The sequence below is a fragment of the Bradyrhizobium diazoefficiens USDA 110 genome (assembly GCF_000011365.1).
In the GTDB taxonomy this organism is placed as follows: Bacteria; Pseudomonadota; Alphaproteobacteria; order Rhizobiales; family Xanthobacteraceae; genus Bradyrhizobium; species Bradyrhizobium diazoefficiens.
On sequence record NC_004463.1, the window covers coordinates 382,387 to 401,183 of the forward strand.

The 18,797-nt window shown below is 65.9% G+C and carries 17 protein-coding genes; 13 read left to right on the plus strand and 4 right to left on the minus strand.

Annotation, left to right across the window (positions count from 1 at the left end):
* Positions 1–131 precede the first annotated feature (131 nt).
* Positions 132–998 (plus strand): hypothetical protein, encoded by an 867-nt coding sequence (locus tag BJA_RS01800; protein ID WP_011083192.1) that lies wholly within the window; start codon positions 132–134, stop codon positions 996–998.
* On the opposite strand, the gene BJA_RS01805 is transcribed toward BJA_RS01800, so the two are convergent.
* Entirely contained in the window at positions 999–2,270 is a 1,272-nt protein-coding gene (locus BJA_RS01805) for a Spy/CpxP family protein refolding chaperone (protein WP_038967444.1), read from the minus strand.
* A gap of 136 nt (positions 2,271–2,406) precedes the next feature.
* The gene (locus BJA_RS01810; protein ID WP_011083194.1) at positions 2,407–3,432 is read right to left on the minus strand and encodes a LysM peptidoglycan-binding domain-containing protein; all 1,026 of its coding nucleotides are present in this window, start codon (positions 3,430–3,432) and stop codon (positions 2,407–2,409) included.
* Positions 3,433–3,617: 185 nt separating this feature from the next.
* Here BJA_RS01810 and BJA_RS01815 point away from each other — a divergent pair, with 185 nt between their 5' ends.
* The 5 genes from BJA_RS01815 to BJA_RS01835 all read left to right on the plus strand — a co-directional run bounded on the left by BJA_RS01815 (position 3,618) and on the right by BJA_RS01835 (position 10,068).
* Positions 3,618–4,310, plus strand: a complete 693-nt coding sequence (locus BJA_RS01815) for a hypothetical protein (protein ID WP_038967443.1) — start codon at positions 3,618–3,620, stop codon at positions 4,308–4,310.
* A gap of 318 nt (positions 4,311–4,628) precedes the next feature.
* On the plus strand, positions 4,629–7,292 hold the full coding sequence (locus tag BJA_RS01820) for a bifunctional diguanylate cyclase/phosphodiesterase (protein ID WP_011083196.1): 2,664 nt from the start codon (positions 4,629–4,631) through the stop codon (positions 7,290–7,292).
* Positions 7,293–7,571: 279 nt separating this feature from the next.
* Positions 7,572–7,850 (plus strand): 30S ribosomal protein S21, encoded by a 279-nt coding sequence (rpsU, locus tag BJA_RS01825; RefSeq protein ID WP_011083197.1) that lies wholly within the window; start codon positions 7,572–7,574, stop codon positions 7,848–7,850.
* 103 nt (positions 7,851–7,953) lie between these two features.
* Positions 7,954–8,214, plus strand: a complete 261-nt coding sequence (locus BJA_RS01830; RefSeq protein WP_038967442.1) for a hypothetical protein — start codon at positions 7,954–7,956, stop codon at positions 8,212–8,214.
* A 159-nt stretch (positions 8,215–8,373) separates the two neighbouring features.
* A complete protein-coding gene (locus tag BJA_RS01835; RefSeq protein ID WP_011083199.1) occupies positions 8,374–10,068 on the plus strand; it encodes a GMC family oxidoreductase in 1,695 nt (564 codons plus the stop codon).
* Positions 10,069–10,188: 120 nt separating this feature from the next.
* Here BJA_RS01835 and BJA_RS43540 read toward each other — a convergent pair whose 3' ends face one another.
* A complete protein-coding gene (locus tag BJA_RS43540; RefSeq protein ID WP_256380414.1) occupies positions 10,189–10,311 on the minus strand; it encodes a hypothetical protein in 123 nt (40 codons plus the stop codon).
* 312 nt (positions 10,312–10,623) lie between these two features.
* Here BJA_RS43540 and BJA_RS01840 point away from each other — a divergent pair, with 312 nt between their 5' ends.
* From BJA_RS01840 to BJA_RS01850, 4 genes are all read left to right on the plus strand, one after another.
* Positions 10,624–10,761 carry a hypothetical protein gene (locus BJA_RS01840; protein ID WP_156149861.1) on the plus strand — a complete coding sequence of 46 codons (138 nt, stop codon included), beginning with the start codon at positions 10,624–10,626 and terminating at the stop codon, positions 10,759–10,761.
* 133 nt (positions 10,762–10,894) lie between these two features.
* Positions 10,895–12,019, plus strand: coding sequence for a lactonase family protein (locus tag BJA_RS01845; RefSeq protein ID WP_038967441.1), 1,125 nt, complete (start codon positions 10,895–10,897; stop codon positions 12,017–12,019).
* Positions 12,020–12,087: 68 nt separating this feature from the next.
* Entirely contained in the window at positions 12,088–12,258 is a 171-nt protein-coding gene (locus BJA_RS42170; RefSeq protein WP_165448133.1) for a hypothetical protein, read from the plus strand.
* A 224-nt stretch (positions 12,259–12,482) separates the two neighbouring features.
* Positions 12,483–13,373, plus strand: coding sequence for an efflux RND transporter periplasmic adaptor subunit (locus tag BJA_RS01850; RefSeq protein ID WP_028175680.1), 891 nt, complete (start codon positions 12,483–12,485; stop codon positions 13,371–13,373).
* Positions 13,374–13,609: 236 nt separating this feature from the next.
* Here the strand turns inward: BJA_RS01850 and BJA_RS01855 are convergent, their stop codons facing one another.
* Entirely contained in the window at positions 13,610–14,458 is an 849-nt protein-coding gene (locus tag BJA_RS01855) for a caspase family protein (RefSeq protein ID WP_011083202.1), read from the minus strand.
* 422 nt (positions 14,459–14,880) lie between these two features.
* Here BJA_RS01855 and BJA_RS01860 point away from each other — a divergent pair, with 422 nt between their 5' ends.
* The 3 genes from BJA_RS01860 (at position 14,881) to BJA_RS01870 (ending at position 18,771) form a co-directional block, all read left to right on the plus strand.
* Positions 14,881–16,608 carry a hypothetical protein gene (locus tag BJA_RS01860; RefSeq protein ID WP_038967439.1) on the plus strand — a complete coding sequence of 576 codons (1,728 nt, stop codon included), beginning with the start codon at positions 14,881–14,883 and terminating at the stop codon, positions 16,606–16,608.
* Positions 16,609–16,757: 149 nt separating this feature from the next.
* Entirely contained in the window at positions 16,758–17,480 is a 723-nt protein-coding gene (locus BJA_RS01865; RefSeq protein ID WP_011083204.1) for a thermonuclease family protein, read from the plus strand.
* A 103-nt stretch (positions 17,481–17,583) separates the two neighbouring features.
* The gene (locus BJA_RS01870) at positions 17,584–18,771 is read left to right on the plus strand and encodes a pyridoxal-phosphate-dependent aminotransferase family protein (protein WP_011083205.1); all 1,188 of its coding nucleotides are present in this window, start codon (positions 17,584–17,586) and stop codon (positions 18,769–18,771) included.
* Positions 18,772–18,797: the final 26 nt, after the last annotated feature.

Genomic DNA, 18,797 nt, shown 5'->3' on the forward strand with positions numbered 1-18,797 from the left:
GGGGGAGGGAGCGCAGCGGCGCAAGCCGCACCGTCGTCGCGACTCTTGCGACGACACTACGAACCACATCTCTCCTCCCTGCGACTAACCATCGCCTCAACGGCGAGGCGGGTTTCAGATGGGAGACGATCGTGGCGTTTGCCTTGCCTTCGCGCGCATATGATTTGCAGATGCTGGACCGTCCCACTGAGCGTGCGCGCGACCACGGCTGGGTCTATGGCTTGCCGCCGGGCATCACATCCGAGCAATGGCCGCTCGATCCCGTCACCGGCTATCCGTTGATGCACGGGTTTACGCTTCTGCTGCCGGACGATTATCGCCTGCATGGCGACGACATCGTCGCGGTGTCGTTCTTCGCGACCGCGCCCGATCACAATGACGGCGGCGCGCCCGACGACCCTGAGATCCGCGAGGCGGTGCTGGCGCGGCCGGCGCATCCGCGCCTGTCGCGCATGACCGACATCCTCGACTACGAATATGCCGCGCTGCTGCTGACCAAGGCTGAATATGACGGCGCGTTCGCGACGCCGCCGGCGCCGCTTGCGCTGGCCACCGCCGACCGGCCGCGCTGGCTGGATGTCGGCGGCGCCTGCGCCTTCTTCGAGACCGCCGCGCCCTACGCCAGGAAGATGTTCGCCGCGCCGCCGCGCGCCGATCTCGCCGAGACCCGCGCGATTGGCTTGACGCCGCGCGCGGCCGATCCCAATGCCGGCAAGGGCCCGCAGGACGAGCACGTCCGCCAAAACCCGCCGACCGGCTATCAGCCCTATTACTATTATGTCGGCGGCGTGCCGAGCCGCGACAATTTTCGCCTGCACGATTGGAGCAAGGACCACGCCCACAACCATCTCGGCGGCACCATGCGGCCGTGCCAGGCGGTGCCGGAGATGAGCCCGTTCTACATCGAGTTCGAGGAATATTTCGGCGGCTACAATTTCGGCGGCGGCAATGCGCAGCTCGACTTCAAGGAGATGAAGTTCGACTGGGCGTGCGGATAGTCACGCCCCCCGCTTCGGTCCGATCGCCTCGAAGCCGGCCTTCTGCTCGTCGCTCAGGTCCGCCTCGAAATCGTCGAGCGCATCGGCAACGCCGCTCACCGCCTGCAGCATCGTCTCCAGCCGCGCCTTCACGGCCGCGAGGCGGCCTTGCGGTGTCGCGGCAGGCTTGGTCGGGCAGGCGCTCAGCGTCTCCATGGTGCGCAGCGTGGTGTCCTGGAGCACGTCGAGCCGGGCGCGGCCGATGTCGTCGAGGCGAAGCGTGGACGCGATGTCGGCGACGGGCCATTGCTGCTGCACGAGCTGCTCGTACTGGCGCTGCAGCTGGGGGTCATAGCGAGGATCGCTGTCCGCCGCGCAAGCCGCGGCTGCCTGCGCATCCTTGTGCTGGCTTGACGCGAGCGCGGCGCGAGCCTCGTTGGCCAGCGCATCGAGCCTGGACTTCTGGTTCGCGTCGAGAAGATCGACAAATTTCGAAAGCGGCGGCGCGACCGCGTCCGTTGCCTTGATCATGGCCTCCAGGCGCTCGCGCATCAGGCCGAGGCGCTCGGATGCGGTCGCAGGCACCTGCGCCGGGCAGGTCGCGCGAATGCTGTTGCGGGCAGCTAGCCAGGCGGCACTGAGATCGTCGAGCGCGGTGCGCTGCAATTCGTTCGGCTGCACGGCAGCGGTGATGCGATCCGCCGGGAAGCCGGCGGGATCGCTGACGTCACAGATGTTTTGCGCCGACGGAATCCTGCGCGCAAACCGGCCTTGCGGCGCGGCGTAGGCGGCAAGCTCCTTGGCCGCATAGGGCGAGAACAGCGCGGCGTAGATGTCGCCGTAGCCGTAGAGCGAGATGCTGGTCGTATCACCAAGGATGATTGCATTGGCGAGATCGTCATGGGCGAACGGCCAGAACACCGGACCGGCCCAGCCATAGCTGCCGTCGGGGTGGCGCCACCAGCCCTGCGGGCGGCGGCCGCCATGCCAGCCCGACAGCGCCGCTTGCGCCGTGAGCGCCGCGCGCAGAATGGCGGGATTGAGCGGTTGCCGGCCCTCGACGCCGCGGGGATCCTGCGACCGCAACGCGGCGGAGCGGTATCCGCCGCCTCGCACCGCCATGCGGGCATGACGCAGGCGCGACAGGCCGATCACGTGACCGACGGCGAACCGCGCGACGCCGAGCGGCCCGCCGCGCAGTCCGAACTGCGCTTCGGCCCTGTTCGGCAGCAGCACGGCCAGAACGACAAGGGCGGCGCCCGCCAGCACGGGGGCCATCCGTGATCCCGACATGATCGCTGACCTGACCACCTTGGCCCTCCTCCAGCGCCAAGCGCGCACCACCTCGCATCACATGACGCGCGGGGGAACCAAAGGTTCCGGGAGTACGACGGTCAAAGCGTCGCGGCGGTGAGAAGAAGCGCTGCGCTCATTCCGCCTTTTGCGGCAGCACAAGAGTCTGGCCGGGATAGATCAGGTTCGGGTTGTGGATCTTCGCGCGGTTGGCGTTGAAGATCACGGCGTAGCGGGCGCCGTCGCCGTAAGCGAGCCGGCTGAGCGCCCACAGGCTGTCGCCGCGGGAGATCACCCGGCTGCCGCCCGCCTCCGCCGGTGTGCCGCTGAGGGCGTCGCCCGGCGACGCCGATGCGACCGTCGTGGCGGCAGGCGCTCGCGCCATGCTGCCCCTAGATTTCGTCGCGCCCATCATTCTGGGCCGCGTCGCCGGCCTGTCCGATGCCGACGGCAGGGATGCCACGACATCCGATCTCGCGTCCGGCGTCGCGGCCCGCTTCGTTTCCAGTTTGGCGGCGGGCGGTGCAACACGCGCCGGCGGCGGCGCCGCCTCCGCGATCGTCACCGGCATGGTGCGGCTGGACTGCGTGACGGTGCCATCCGGCGCCCTGGCGCGCAGGGTCAGCTCGTAGCTGCCGGCGGGAAGTTGCGGCGGCGTCATGACGAACTGGCCCGATGCATCGGCCACGACCGAGTGAAGCGGCTGGCCGTCGCGCAGCAGCTCGACCTTTGCACCCGGCGTGGCCTGGCCCGCGATCACCGCCGCTTCGCCATGGTCGTCGATGCGGGCGACGTCGAACCGGGGACCGGCGTCGGTCGCGGCCACCGGCGGCTTGACCGGCACGAGATCAGCCAGCGCCGTGACCTGCTTCTGCGTCTCGGCCAATGGACCCGCAGGCTTCGGCGCGGCGGCGGGCGCGGGCGGCGCGCCGGCGGCGAGCTTCGGTTCCTCGGGCGTCGGCACTGCCTTGGTCTCGGCTTTAGGTTCGGTCTTGATTTCGGCGTTGGCTCCGACCTTGGCCTCGGACTTGGCCGCGACGGCGATCTCGGTGCTCGTCCCGCCCGGCAACAGGCGGCGCAGCTCGGTGGGGCCGATCACCAGCACGGTGCCGACCACCGCGAGCAGGCAGAATGCAATGAAAGCCTTGGAAGCGGTCATCATCAGAAAGCAGACCCTTGCTGGCAAATCGGCCGATGACGGCAAGTTGCTCCGATTTGGCTACGGCAGCAAGACGGTCGAAGGGATTACCGCCCTCCGTTCCCGCCCGCCGCGGATGAACCGGCGCGGCCCCGTCGGCGTCATATGATCGAGGCCGCATCGCGGCCTATTTTTTGAGGATTTTTCCCGTGACTGCATTCTGCCGCCCCGCGCCATGGCTGGCGCTTGCCGTGATGCTCGCCGCCACCCCCGCACTTGCCGCCTCGGGCCCGCCGCCGGACTACATCCTCACCGACAATGCCGATCTCGCCTTCACCTCGCCCGACGGCGCCACCCGGATCGAGCAGTACATGAAGGACAGCAAGGATTTCGACGTCAAATGGCAGGCCTGGGCGAGGAACGGCGAGCGGATGACGGAGCTGAAGCCCGAGCAGGGCTACGGGGCCGGCTTCCGCTTCACCAGCGACTCGCAATGGCTGGTGCGGATGCAGAAGACCGGCTCGGGCGAGCAGGATCTGTTTCTCTACCATGTCGAGAACGGCGCCTTCGTGAGCGCGACGAAGAAGTCGCTCAGTGACCTCGCCTGGGCCTATTTCCACAGCCGGCCGGACACGAAGAACATGAAGCTCGACTACCACATCTCGGCCAATCTGATGAAGGGCACCGAAGATGCTTATCGCTGGCTCGGTGTTGACTGGCCCAACAATCGCTACCTCCTGATCTCGCTGTCGGGCGAAATGGACAAGCATCCGAAGAACGTCGCCGTGAAGGGACTGGCCGACTGGAAATGCCGTTATGACCTCAAGACCGGCAAGTTCGACGTGCCGGCGATGTTCGCCAAGGGCAACGCGGAGGCGCTGAACTGGGAGATCAAGCGGTGAGATTTGGCCTCGCCGGCCCCCTCCAAAGCGGGGCGATCTCATATGTCTCCTTGGCGCCAGTCTACGCGCGCCTCGCCCTTCGAGACGACCGCTTCTCGCGGTCTCCTCAGGATGAGGCTAAGCAGCATCGGCGCCCGCTAAAATTGCTGCCACGCACTCTGCCCTCATCCTGAGGAGCCCGCCAAAGCGGGCGTCTCGAAGGATCGGCCGCCCCGAGAACCAACCTCCCGATTCCGTTCCCATTCATATTTTCGTAACCCTCACTGGTAACGGGGTCTTGTCGGTTTTGCTGCATCTTGCATCCCACGGGAGGGCTGGATGGGCACATCGATCCGATGGACCGCGCGGATGCGCGCGCTGCTGCGCCGTTGGCGCGGGGCGCCGCTGACATGGCTGATCGTCGGCGGCTTCGTGCTGATGGCTGCAACCGCCATCGGCACCGCGCTCACCGTCGACCGCTTCCGGCAGAATGCGATCGAGAGCGGCCGCGACAGCCTGGAGAGTGCCGTCCGCCTGCTGGTCCGCCATTTCGACCGCGAGTTCGCGGATTTCGCGGTGCTCCAGAAGAGCGTCATCGCCGAGCTCGAAAGCCACGGCATCGCCTCCACCGACGTCTTCCGCAGCGAGATGGGCACCCTCGCCATGCACGAGGCGTTGCGCGCAAAAGCCAGCGGCTGGTCCGACGTCGCCGGCGCCAATGTGTTCGACGCCAACGGCGCGCTCATCAACTCGTCGCGGCGCTGGCCGGTCGCCGACATCTCGGTCGCCGACCGCGGCTATTTCAACCGCCTCAAATCCGACCCGACCTCGCAGGAGGAGATCGAGGTCGTGCCCGGACGGTTCGGCAACGGACCGGCGATCGTGTTCGCGCGGCGCGTCTCCGGCCCCCATGGCGAATTCCTCGGCATGGTCTCGCGCGCGATCACGCCCGACCAGCTCGAATCCTTCTTTGCCTCGACGGGGCTCGGCGACGATTCCTCGATCGCGATGCACCACCAGAACGGCCAGCTGCTTGCGCGCATTCCGCATGTCGACGCGATGATCGGGCAGAACTACCACACCGGCTCCCCCGAGCAGAAAGCCGTGTTCGAGCGCACCTTCGTCACGATGCAGCTCGCGAGCCCGATCGACGGCAAGGACCGCATCGTCGCCTCCCGCCTCCTGACCGGCGCGCCGCTGGTGATCGTTGCGACCAGGTCGCTGGACGCGACGCTCGCCACCTGGCGCACGCAAACGAAATTCTTCGTCACCGTGGCCGTGCTGTCGATCGGCCTGCTCGTCCTGACGCTGTTCCTGATCTTCCGCCAGGTGACCCGCCGGCTCTCGCTGGAGAAGCAGCGGCTCGACACCGCGCTGAACACCATGACGCAGGGCCTTCTGATGTTCGACCAGGACGAGCGGCTGATCGTCTGCAACCGGCGCTACATCGAGATGTACCACCTGTCCACCGACGTGGTGAAGCCCGGGGCCTATTTCCGCGACGTCATCCAGCACCGCCACGACACCGGATCGTTCGACGGCGACGTCGATTCCTATTGCGACGGCATTTTGGGCAGTGTCGGACGGACCCAGAGCGCGATCGTCGAGACCGCCGACAGCCGCCTGATCGAGATCAAGAACCAGCCCGGCGCCGCCGGCGGCTGGCTTGCCACCCATGACGACGTCACCGAGCGCATCCGCGCCGACGAACGCATCGCGCATATGGCGCATTACGACGCGCTGACCGACCTGCCCAATCGCGTGCTGATGCGCGGCCATCTGGAACGCCGCGTGGCGGAGCTTGCCGAGGGCAAGCCGTTCGCGATCCTCTATATCGACGTCGACGAGTTCAAGGGCGTCAACGATTCGCTCGGACACGAGGTCGGCGACGAGCTGCTGCGCCAGGTCGCGAACCGCCTGCGCGCCTGCGTCAGCGGCAACGACCTCGTCGCGCGGCTGGGCGGCGACGAATTCGCCATCGTCAAGGCCGGTACCCGCGACCAGGCCGAGCTGACGGCGCTGGCGGAAACGATCCTCAACGCATTGCGTGCGCCCGTGAACTGCAAGGGCCAGGAGGTTCCGACCGATGCCAGCATCGGCATCGCAATCGCGCCCGACCACGGCGACAATCTCGACGACCTGCTCAAGCGCGCCGACCTGGCGATGTATGCCGCCAAATCCGAGGGCCGCCGCACCTTCCGCGTCTTCGTGCCCGAATACGACGCCAAGGCGCGGCTGCGCCGGCAGCTGGAGCTCGATCTGCGGCAGGCCCTCGCGCGCGGCGAGTTCGAGGTGCACTATCAGCCGCTGGTCGACCTCGCGGCCAATGTCGTGACCGGCTGCGAGGCGCTGCTGCGGTGGCACCATCCGGAGCGCGGCATGGTCTCGCCCGCCGACTTCATTCCGGTCGCGGAAGACACCGGACTGATCGGCGAGATCGGCGAATGGGTGCTCAAGCAGGCCTGCACGGAGGCGGCCTCCTGGCCCGGCGATATCCACATCGCCGTCAACGTCTCGCCGGTGCAGTTCCGCTCCAAGACGCTGGCACTCAAGGTCGCCGCCGCGCTTGCCGAATCGGGCCTGGCGCCCGGGCGGCTCGAGCTCGAGGTCACCGAAACCGTCCTCATTCGCGACGACGAGGAGGCGCTGACGATCCTCCAGCAGTTGCGCGAGCTCGGCGTGCGCATCGCGCTCGACGATTTCGGCACCGGCTATTCGTCGCTGAGCTATCTGCACCGCTTCCCCTTCGACAAGATCAAGATCGACCGCAGCTTCATCAGCGACATCGGCGAGCCCGAGGACTCCTCTCCGATCGTCCAGGCCGTGGTGCACATGGCCGCCGCCCGCCGCATGGCGACGACGGCCGAAGGCGTCGAGACCGAGGCGCAGCGCGAGGTGCTGCGCCAGCTCGGATGCAGCCAGATGCAGGGCTGGCTGTTCAGCCCGGCCGTCCCGGCCGCGAAGCTGAAGCGGTTGCTGTCGGCGCAGGCGGCCGCGGCTTAAGCGCCGTTTGCGCAGGCGATGACGGTGAAAACACCTCTCGCGCGGCCCGGAATAGGCTTCAGGTGGCGAATTGACGCGCACGGCGGCCTTATCGATTGACACGGCGGCCCGGGAGTGTTCACGTCGTCCCCGAACTGTATCGCGGCGACAAGCAGCTCGCGTGTTCGAGGCCGGCGCTGAAGATCGCCGTCACTGTCATCCTCACGATCGCAATGAAGCTCCTGCGCAATCGGCTGCGTGCAGGACTGCCGTATTTCGCAGCCGGACGAGGAGACACAATTGCAGGTACTTGTTCGCGACAACAATGTCGACCAGGCGCTTCGTGTCCTGAAGAAGAAGATGCAGCGCGAGGGCGTGTTTCGGGAAATGAAACAGCGGCGCTCCTACGAGAAGCCGTCGGAGAGAAAGACGCGCGAAAAATCCGAGGCCATTCGCCGCGCCCGCAAGCTCGCTCGCAAGCAGGCGATCAGGGAAGGCTTGCTGCCGGCGCCGCCGAAAAAGAAGCTTCCGGAGCGCAAGCCGCCGCTGCCGCAGACCGCTGCCAGGCCCGCGGGCTGAAACGGCGGCACGACAACGCCGTGAGACCGACCGGGCAATGAGAACAGGCCGGCATCGTTGCTGCGCATCTTGTATCCGGGAAGATGGTCCATATCTCATCGGCATGATGAAGCTCACACTCGTCCAGGACCAGGCTATCCAGGCGCTCATGGCAGGCATCGTCGGCGCCGAGACGTTCGATCGCGTCTTCGCGGGCATCCGCTTCGACAATATCGAGGGCACGATGCTCTACGCCTTCGCCGGGAACGCGGAGGTCGCGTCCGACATCGAGGACAGCTACTCGCCCTACATCGCCGCGGTCGCATCGCAGGTGCTGGACAAGCAGGTCGACGTCGTCATCGTGATGCCGAAAGTGCTGCAATAAGGTTCATCGAGCGAGACGGCGCAAGCTAGCTGTCCGTCTCGCCCCGCGGCATCGTCCCACCCTGCAGACCTCATGGCGCCACCAACAAAAGCCGTGGCGTGACCTCGAAATAAATCCGCGCTAACCTCTTGAGCACAAGAACAAGAGGAAACGCCAATCGTGTACGACTACATTATCGTGGGCGGCGGCTCGGCGGGGTCCGTGCTGGCCCACCGGCTCTCCGCAAAGAGTGCCAACAAGGTCCTGCTCTGCGAAGCCGGACAGGACACACCACCCGGCAACGAGCCGGCCGAGATCAGGGACAGCTATCCGGGCACGGCCTATTTCGATCCGCGCTTCCACTGGACGGAATTGAAGGTCACGACGCAGGTCGTCAGCCACAACAATCCGACCGAAGCGCGTCCTCCCTTGCGCAAATACGAGCAGGCGCGCGTGCTCGGCGGCGGCTCGTCGATCAACGGCCAGATGGCCAACCGCGGCGCGCCGACCGACTACGACGAATGGGATGCGCGGGGTGCCGAAGGGTGGACGTGGAACGACGTGCTGCCGTTCTTCAAGAAGGTCGAGCGCGACCTCGATTTCGACGGCCCGTATCACGGCAAGGACGGCCGGATCCCGGTGCGCCGGATTCCGCGGGAGCACTGGACACGGCATTCGCAGGCCTTCGCCGATGCCTTCCAGCAGGCCGGTCATCAATTCGTGGCGGACCAGAACGGCGAGTTCGTCGACGGCTATTTCGCGGTGACGCACTCCAACCAGGCCGAGCAGCGCGTCTCCGCCGCGATGGGCTATCTCGATCGCGACACCCGCAAGCGCGCCAACCTCACGATCTCCACCAACACGCAAGTTCGGGAGCTGCTGTTCGAAGGCACGCAATGCGTCGGCGTGAAGGCCAGGGTCGACGGGCGGGAGCAGGAATTCCGCGGACGCGAGATCATTCTCTCCAGCGGCGCCATCCATTCGCCGGCGCATCTGCTCCGCGCCGGTATCGGCCCGGTCGGCCACCTCAAGGACATGGGGATTCCCGTGCTGACGGGCTTGCCGGGCGTCGGCCAGCGCCTGATGGATCATCCCTCGATTTCGCTGTCGTCCTTTGTCCGCCGCGGCGCGCGCATGAACGAGCATACCAGGCGCCACATGCAGCTTGGCCTGCGCTATTCGTCCGGGCTGTCAGGGGTGCCGAAGGGCGACATGTTCGTCGTCGTGCTCAGCAAATCGGCCTGGCACGCGGTCGGCGCGCAAATCGGCTCGCTGCTGACCTTCGTCAACAAGACCTATTCCGAGACCGGACAGGTCAAGCTTGCCTCGCGCGACCCTTCCGCAGAGCCGATCGTCGAGTTCAACCTGCTGTCGGACCGGCGCGACCTCGATCGGCTGATGAGCGGCTTCCGCAAGATGGCGGCGGTGCAGATGAGCGAAATCGTCAGGAAGGTGACGGACAAGCCGTTCCCGGCCGCCTATACCGACAAGGTCCGCAAGATCGGCGTGGTCAACACCGGGAACAAGATCCTGACCAGAGTCGCGGCGGCGCTCATGGACGGGCCGGCGGCGCTGCGTCACTATCTGATCGACAATTTCGTGGTCGAAGGCTTCACCTTCGATGACGTGATGAACGACGACGAGGCGCTTGAAGCCTTCGTGCGCAAGGCGACCATCGGCGTGTGGCACGCCTCGTGCTCATGCCGCATGGGCCGGGCCGACGATCCGATGGCGGTGGTCGACAACCAGGGCCGCGTCAGGGGTGTCCAGGGTCTGCGGGTCGTCGACGCCTCGATCTTCCCGGTGGTGCCATGCGCCAACACCAACTTTCCGGTGCTGATGTCGGCAGAGAAGATCGCTGCAACCATGCAGTGAGGGATCCCGGCGGGACGAGGTCCGGAAGCGGAGGCGAGTCCAAACCGGACCTCGGACCGCAGACGTCGCCCTCGGGCGAAGCCGGCGATCGGGGAACAGCATCCCTGTCGGGACGAAAGTTCACATCAGCCGTTTGGCCGCGTGCACTTCGACGAACTCGGCGTCGGGATGCGTGACGATGGTGGCGAACATGATGCCGCTGATGATCAGCGACCAGGCGGTGTCCCAATAAATCCAAAACACGTGCCAGCCTCCGTTTTGGCGTCCTCCGCCCGCGAGATCAGGGGTAACGGCGGGAAGGGGGCTGCCGTTCCCTAGCGATCATGTGGCCCTGCGGCCTGAGATAGAGCAGAGGAAGCGCAGCGCTGTTCAAGTTTGTCGGAGAGACCTTGCGATCGGTTTAACCGGTGTGGCGCTTTGCCACGACATCCTCATCCCGCGGACCCTTTCATCCCCTTGGGCTGTGAACGAGTTCATAGAGGCGCGGCCGTTTGCAGTGCACGATGGTTCACACGCGCCCCGGCGCATCGAACATTCGACCGACGGATTTTCGCCATGCGCAAACGACTCGTCGCCTGGACCATCCTGACCTCGGCATTGCTCGCGGTCGTCGTGTGGACCGTGCTCGGGCCGCCCGACCATCCCGCCGGCCCGAATCTGCACTTCCGCAACCTGACGGCCGCGGTGCGGTAGCCGCCTTCGGCGCGACGCAACCGATACCATTTCGGCATCGATCGATCTCATTTGGAATTTGGTGCGGCGAGGCGCCTGCCGCTATCCTCTGCGACAAAACAACAATGCCGCACTGGCCCCGAGGAGAACGCCCATGCCGAGACCGACACGCTGCGTCGCATCCAAAACGCCCCGCGCTGCGATCGCCACCACCCTCGCCTTCCTTGCCCTCATTTCGGGAGTTCGCGCCGGCATGGCCGAGACCTTTGCCTATGTCGGCAATGCCGACAGCAACGACATCAGCGTGTTCAAGCTGTCCGAAAGCGGCGAGATGACACCGGTGCAGACCGCCGCCTTCACGGGCGTCGAAAAGCCGGGCTCCTCGACGCCGCTCGCGATCACACCCGACCACCGCGTGCTCATTGCCGGCGTCCGCTCGCAGCCGTTCCAGGCGGTAAGTTTTGCGATCGACCCCAAGACGGGCCAGCTCAGCCATGTCGGCAACGGGCCGCTCGCCGACAGCATGGCGAACATCGCAACCGACCGCGGCGGCAAGGTCCTGTTCAGCGCCTCCTATGGCGGCAACAAGGTCGCGCTGAATCCGCTTTCCGCGAACGGCGTCGTTGGCGAGCCGAAGCAGGTGATCCCGACCGGGCTGAACGCGCACGCCTTCCTGCCCTCGCCCGACAACCGCTACGTGTTCGCGACCAATCTCGGCTCCGACCAGGTGCTGAGCTTCGCGTTCGACGTCACGACCGGTACGCTCACGCCGAGCGCTCCGCCGAACTACAAGGTGCCGGAAAAATCGGGGCCGCGGCACTTCGTGTTCCATCCGAACGGCAAGTTCGTCTATCTCATCCACGAACTGAACGGCGATGTCGCTGCTTTCACCTATGAGGCCAAGAGCGGCGCATGGGACGAGATCCAGCGCACCACCGCACTGCCGGAGGGTTTTAATGGGAAACCCTGGGCCGCCGACATCCACATCACCCCGGACGGGCGCTTCCTCTACGCCTCCGAGCGCACGACCAATACGCTCACCGCCTACAAGGTCGATGCGGCCAGCGGCAAGCTGACCACGGTCGGCAGCGTGCCGACCGAGAAGCAGCCGCGCGGCTTCAACATCGATCCGTCCAGCCGCTACCTCGCCGCGGTCGGCGAGCTGTCCGACGGCATGACGGTCTATGCCATCGACCAGAGCAGCGGCGCGCTCAGCAAGCTGAAATCCTACCCCACCGGCAAGAAGCCGAACTGGGTGGAGTTCCTGAGCCTGCCGTGAGGGGCCGCGGCCGGCCTAAGTAATCATCCGTAATTTCAAAGTCCGGGGCTTTTCATCATATGACGGTCATGGACCGTCATATTGTCTTCAAGTGCCCCCAGACCGGCATGAACGTGCAGCATCGGCTTGGCGACGAGCCGGCCGATCGCACGCACGTGTCCGTACCCTGCCCGGCCTGCACGCGGCTGCATCTGATCGACCGTTCCTCCGGCAAGCTGCTCGGCGATCGCCGAAGCTGACCGGCAGCCAGGCAGAACCGTCGCATCCCATCTCGAACCACGAGTTGTGCGGCCGCCGCGCCCTGCCCGGCGGCGAGCGAACCTGTTCTCCAATCCCGCGACTAATCAAAGACTTGCCGCGGCAGCCCCGGGCGGCGCGGCATCCCGCTTTGGGACAACGCTGCCGTAGTCCTTGCCGCTGCCATCTGCTATCGATTGGAGGCATAGCCCCCGTGGAATTTCCGATGCGCCATTTGCCCCGTGCCGCTGTTCGAGCCCTGTTTCCCGCAACCATCGCCGCAGTGCTCGTCTTCGGCCAATATCCGGCCGGAGCCGCCGATGACGACGCGCCCAAGGGGCCGGCCGTCACGGTGCTGAAGGTCGCAAAATCCTGCTTCTCCGACATCGTCGAGGCCACCGGCACAATCATCGCGCGCGAGGAGACCTCGGTGCGGCCCGAACGTCCAGGCCTGAAGGTAACGGAAGTGCTGGCGGAAGCCGGCGAGACCACCACCGCCGGCCAGGTGCTGGCGCGCCTCGCGCTGCCCGAAGGCGGCACGCTTCAGGTCACCGCGCCGGTCGCGGGTGTGATCGCCACCTCGACCGCGCAGATCGGCAACCTCGCCTCGGCCAAGGGCGAGGCACTGTTCACGATCGTGGCGCGCAGCGAATACGATCTCGTCGGCCTCGTGGCGACGACCGACATGCGCAAGCTCGCAGTCAATCAGCAGGCGACCGTGCGTATCGCCGGCGCCGGCGACATCGACGGCAAGGTGCGCCGCATCGGGCCGACCGTCGAGCCGAACATCCAGCAGGGCATGGTCTATATCGGCATCTCCTCGCAGAAGCGGCTGCTGCTGAATGCGAGCGGGCGCGCGCTGATCAAGACCGGGCAGAGCTGCAACGTCGCGGTGCCGCTGACCTCCGTGCAATATTCGTCCGCCGGCACCGTGGTGCAGGTGATCCGCCGCAACCGCGTCGAGACCAAGCGCGTCGAGATCGGCTTGATGTCGGGCGGCAATATCGAGGTCCGCGACGGCCTCAACGAAGGCGACGTCGTCGTCGCTCGCGCCGGCGCACTACTCCGCGAAGGCGATCCCGTGCGCCCGGTGATGGCCGCGGAAGCGGCGAAGTAGCAGCCACGATCGTCATTGCGAGGAGCTCTTGCGACGAAGCAATCCAGAGTCTTTCCGCGGAAAGATTCTGGATTGCTTCGCTGCGCTCGCCATGACGGTGTAGGGGCAGATGTGCGCTACACACGCATATCGTAGGGTGGATTAGCCGAAGGCGTAATCCACCTCTTTGCTTTCCGCTCTGAGAAAGAAGTGGTGGATTACGCTTCGCTAATCCACCCTACAATCGCCGGGAAAAACTAGCCGCCGGCTTCGCCGAAATGAACGTCTTCGAGCAGCGAGGAGGAGACGGTCGGGACCTGGTCGCCTTCGGAGGCGCGGGAGATGGCGACGCGGGTCTTGTTGAAGGCGCTTTCGGCGCTGCCCTGCGCAGCGAGGTTGCCGAGCAGCTCGCTCACCAGCACGCTATGCTCGCCCTTGCCGTCGTCGACGACCTTGCCGGGCGAAGCGGAGGAGAGGATCAGCGCATTGTCGGGCGCGCTGATCGGCGCGAGGCCGTGGCTGTAGGAGCGGAAGCGGCGCTCGTAGGGGTTACGGCGGGAGGCATCGACGACGACGAGCTTGGCCTTGGCGCCCTGCTCCTTCATCATGTCGAGCACGCCGTCGATAGAGACGCCCTGGCGGCGGACGTCGCTTTCCTTCCAGATCACGGCGTCGATCGGCAGCATGTAGCTCTGGCGGCCGGCCTGCACGCCGTAGCCGCCGAAGAACAGCATGACGACGGTGTCGCGCTTGATCCGGGACTTCAGGCGGTTGACGGCGCGGACCATGTCGTCCTTGGTCGCGTCTTCCACCATGTCGACGTCAAAGCCGTTCTTGCGCAGGGTCGAGGACAGCGCGCGGGCGTCGTTGATCGACTGCGTCAGCGGCGCGTTGGCGTCGGGATAATGTCCATTGCCGATGACGAGCGCGAGCCGGGAGGCCTGGCCGATCGACCCGGTGACCTGGTCGGTCGTAACAGCCTTGGCGGCATCGAGCGCGCGCATGTTGAGGGCAGCATGGGCGCCGATCACGAGCGAGACCGTGCCGATGAGGGCTGCGGCCACCGCAATCGTGCGTCGGGAAATGTCGAGCTGCCTTACATTCATCTCGCTTCATTCCTGTCAGTGCCAAAGACCGGCCACGCGCGCGCATACAGGTTGAGTAGCGCGATAGCGTCTTTAGGTTTGAGGGATTGGCCGGGGGAGTGCCCCCGAATTGCGCGCAATTTGCGGCGCCGCACCAAACAAACCTTTAACGGGATATAGGGTGTCCCGCAATAGATTGCCCAAAATTTGAGCTAAGTCGCTGAAGATGTTAGTTAATTACCTGACCTGGATTTCTCCGTTTTTGGTATCCCCGTAGCCTTCCGGGCTCTGATCATGCAGCCCTCGTGCCGACTTTTTCCGTGACTGCCATCACATTTGTTTTTCCTGCGAATCCGGGTAGCTTTTTCAAAGACTTGCAGGGGTGGTGCGCAGATGGGAGCGCACCGGCCGTCCCCGACCAAGGCCCCGCGACCAGGTATTTCATGAGCTTTCATTATTTTGCCGGCGCCGCCTGCCGGGCGCTGACGGCGCGGAAGGACGGCCCCTCGCTTTACGACGTCTGCGATCCCGTATTGTCAGGCCCCGCCAGCGGCGATCCGCATCTGGCCAAATTCTACAAGACCGCGCTCGGCAATCCCGCGCTGCGGGTGCTGCTCCGGCGGGCCGGGCTGCCCGAGTTGCGCAACGAGGCCAAGCTCACCCGGCTGCGCGAGGCACTCACCCGCGCCCGCGACGAGGCCGAGCCGGACTGGGCGGCGGTCGGCCAGCCCGTCGCCGATCTCGTCGACAGCATCACGCTCGACCATCCGAGGCCACCGCCGGCGCTGTTCGTCGGCGCCATGCCGCAGGCTTCACAGATCGACGGCGTGATCCGCGACTGCGCGCAGCATCTGCTCGGCTCGTACCGCAAGAACGGTTTCCTGCCGACCTATGCCGCCTTCAACCTGATCGGCGACCCTGATTTCCGCGGACGCGAGCTGACCATGGCGCTCACCGGGTTGAACGCGCGCGGCTACAAGAACTCCTCACTGCTGTTCAATCTCGCCCGCGTCTTCATCGCGCGCTCGAAGGCAGCCGCCGTGGTCAATCCGCCCTGGACCGGCATCGCCGAGCCGATGTGGGAGCCGGTGCAGATCCGCCACCGCTCGGCCTATTACGATGCGTTCTTCATTGAAGCGCTGCTCAGCTTCGTTGAGACCGGGCTCGCTTCACCGGCCGACAAGACGGCGGCAGAGCGCGCCATCGCCGACATGGTCGATTTCTGCGTCAACATCAGCCGCGAGGAGGTCGAGGGCACCGACGGTGCGCGCTTCAATGTCATCACCGCGCTCGCGCCCGCGCCACATCCGCGCTTTTCCCGCTTCTTCGCCCAGATCAAACAGGATCTCGGCTTCGGCGTCTATGTGCCGGACTGCGACACCACGGCCTGCTCGATCTCGGCGGCGACGCAGGCGGGCTGCACCGATCCGATCATCGACCAGCCGCTGCTGGATTTCTACAGCAGTTACCAGGTGCGCGCCGGCGTCAACGAGCCGCGCGTGACCGTGCCGCTCAATGACAATATCGACTATGAGGGCGGGGTCGCGACCTGGATCGACAATCTCAGGGGCGAACGGCCCTACGGCAACGATCTCGATCCGACGCTCAATCTCGACATTCTAGAGGTCAGCTTCCGCAACCTCGTGCGCTGGAAGATTCTGGAGACGCCGGCCCGGCTTGCGACCGTGCATCGCATCATCGGCTTCCAGAAGCGGCTCGCGGCCAGCGGCGCCTTCGCCAATCCGCGCTCGCACATCTATTACCTGCCGGAACTCTACAGCGCCTATTTCGGCCGCTGCTATGCCGCCTTCCTCGCGCTGCCGCTGGCGGCGCAGGCGGCGATCGATCCGGACGGCGACTTCGATTTCATCCGCCACCGCGTGCTCTCCTACGTCAAGGGCGAGCTGATGGCCGCCGAGATGAACGTGTTCGACGCCGCACTCGCCTTGATCGCGCTCGGCCATCTCGGCGCCGACCCGCGGGCCTTCGCGCCGGCGCTGAATGTCATCGTCGGCGCCATCGGCGAAGGCGGCCGCCGCGGCCCGTTCCGCGCCTATGAATGGAACAAGATGAAGACGCCGACGCGGATCCTGGTGGGCGGACCGGAGGTGACGTCGGCGTTCGTGCTGATGGCGCTGGCGGTGGCGAGGCGGGCGATGGCGCGGGGGTAACGTGTCTTCCCCCTCCAGGGGAGGGTAAGTGGCGTCCACGACAATGACGGGAAGTTGAAAGCTTAATCGTTAGGCAAGCGCTGGCCGGGCGGCCAAAAGCCGACCACAATTGCGCGGCTTATCGAGATTTTCCTGAACACTGGACCGGCATGTTGCGAAAATTCCTGCTTGCGCTGTCTTTGCTCGCCCCGACGCTCGCCCAGGCCGCCGACATCACCGGCACCGCAAAGGTCCGCGACGGCGATTCCGTCGTGATCGGCAACACGAGGGTCCGGCTCGGCGGCATCGACGCGCCGTCGTCCGACCAGCTCTGCCTCAACACCCATACCGAGCGCTGGACCTGCGGGATCGCGGCACGCGACGAGCTCGCCAAATACACCGAGGGCAAGAACTGGGTCTGTCATGCCCGCGCGATCGACCGGCGCGGCCGCACCGTGGCGCGCTGCGAGGTCGGCGGCGAGGACATCCAGAAATGGCTGGTGCGCAGCGGCTGGGCGCTGTCCTACACCCGCGTTTCGCACGATTACGACGCCGACGAGGCTGCCGCGCGTGAGGCTAAGGCCGGCATGTGGCAGGGCGCCTTCATTGCGCCCTGGGACTGGCGCGTGCGCAACAAGAAGACGACGATATTGGGCGCCACCAAGCCGCCGGAGGGAGCGCATGCCGTGCTGCTCGCTTCGGCCTCGGGGCCGGTCGCGCCCTCGCCGGACTGCACCATCAAGGGCAACGTCAACACCGCCGGCGAGTGCATCTATCACCAGCCGACCAGCCGCTGGTACACCCAGATCAAGATGAAGATCAGCAAGGGCACCCGCTGGTTCTGCTCGGTGGAGGAGGCGGAAGCCGCCGGCTGCCGCGAGACCAAACGATAACCCAGCCCTGCATTTTGCGTGCTTTTCTTGGCTTCCAGCAGCGCGTAAAAGTACGACTCGAGCGACCCACCAGCCTGTCCTCCAGCAACAAGGACCAACAGCAATGACCGTTCGCGCGGGCCGGGAATTTCTGGCCATCCCCGGGCCCACCACGATGCCCGACGAGGTGCTGCGGGCGATGCATCGTCCGGCGATCGACATCTACTCCAAAGAGATGCTCGACCTGACGGAGAGCCTGCTCAGTGACATCTCGAAACTGTTTGCGACCAGGGGCAAGTCCTACATCTACATCGCCAACGGTCATGGCGCCTGGGAAGCCGCGCTGAGCAACGTGTTGTCGCGCGGCGACAAGGTGCTGGTGCTGGAGAGCGGCCGCTTCGCGATCGGCTGGGGCAATGCGGCAGCGCTGATGGGCGCCGAGGTCGAGGTGCTCAAGGGCGACTGGCGTCGCGCGGTGCGGCCGCACGAGGTCGAGGAGCGCCTGCGCCGCGACAAGGAGCACAGGATCAAGGCCGTCGTCGTCGTCCAGGTCGATACGGCCTCGGGCGTGCAGAACGACATCGAAGCGATCGGCAAGGCGATCAAGGCGAGCGGTCATCCCGCGCTGTATATGGTCGACACCGTCGCCTCGCTCGGCTGCATGCCGTTCGAGATGGACAAATGGGGCGTGGACGTCGCGATGTCCGGCTCGCAGAAGGGCCTGATGACGCCACCCGGCCTCGGCTTCGTCTCCGCCAATGCGCGCGCGCTCGAGGTGCACAAGAAGGCGAACATGTCGACGCCCTATTGGAGCTGGAGCGAGCGCGAGGGCACCGAGAATTATCGCAAATATGCCGGCACCGCGCCGGTGCATCTGCTGTTCGCGCTGCGCAAGGCGATCGACCTGCTGCACGAGGAAGGGCTTGAAAACGCCTTCCGCCGCCACAGCCTGCTCGGCGAAGCCGCGCGCCGCGCGGTATCCGCCTGGACGGAAGGCCAGGTGCTCGGCTTCAACATCGCCGAAGCCAGCGAGCGCTCCAACACCGTGACCACGGTGACCATGAGCAACGGCCATGATCCCGCAGTGCTGCAACGCTATTGCAAGGACAAGTGCGGCGTGGTGCTCGGCACCGGCATCGGCGACCTCTCCGGACAAGCCTTCCGCATCGCCCATATGGGCCACATCAACGCGCCGATGCTGCTCGGCACGCTGGGGGTGGTCGAGATCGGCCTCAACGCGCTGAAGATCCCGCACGGCAAGGGCGGGCTGGAGGCGGCGGTCGCGTATCTCGGCGAAGAGGTGGCGGCGTAGGCGCAAATTCCGCCGTCGTCCCGGAC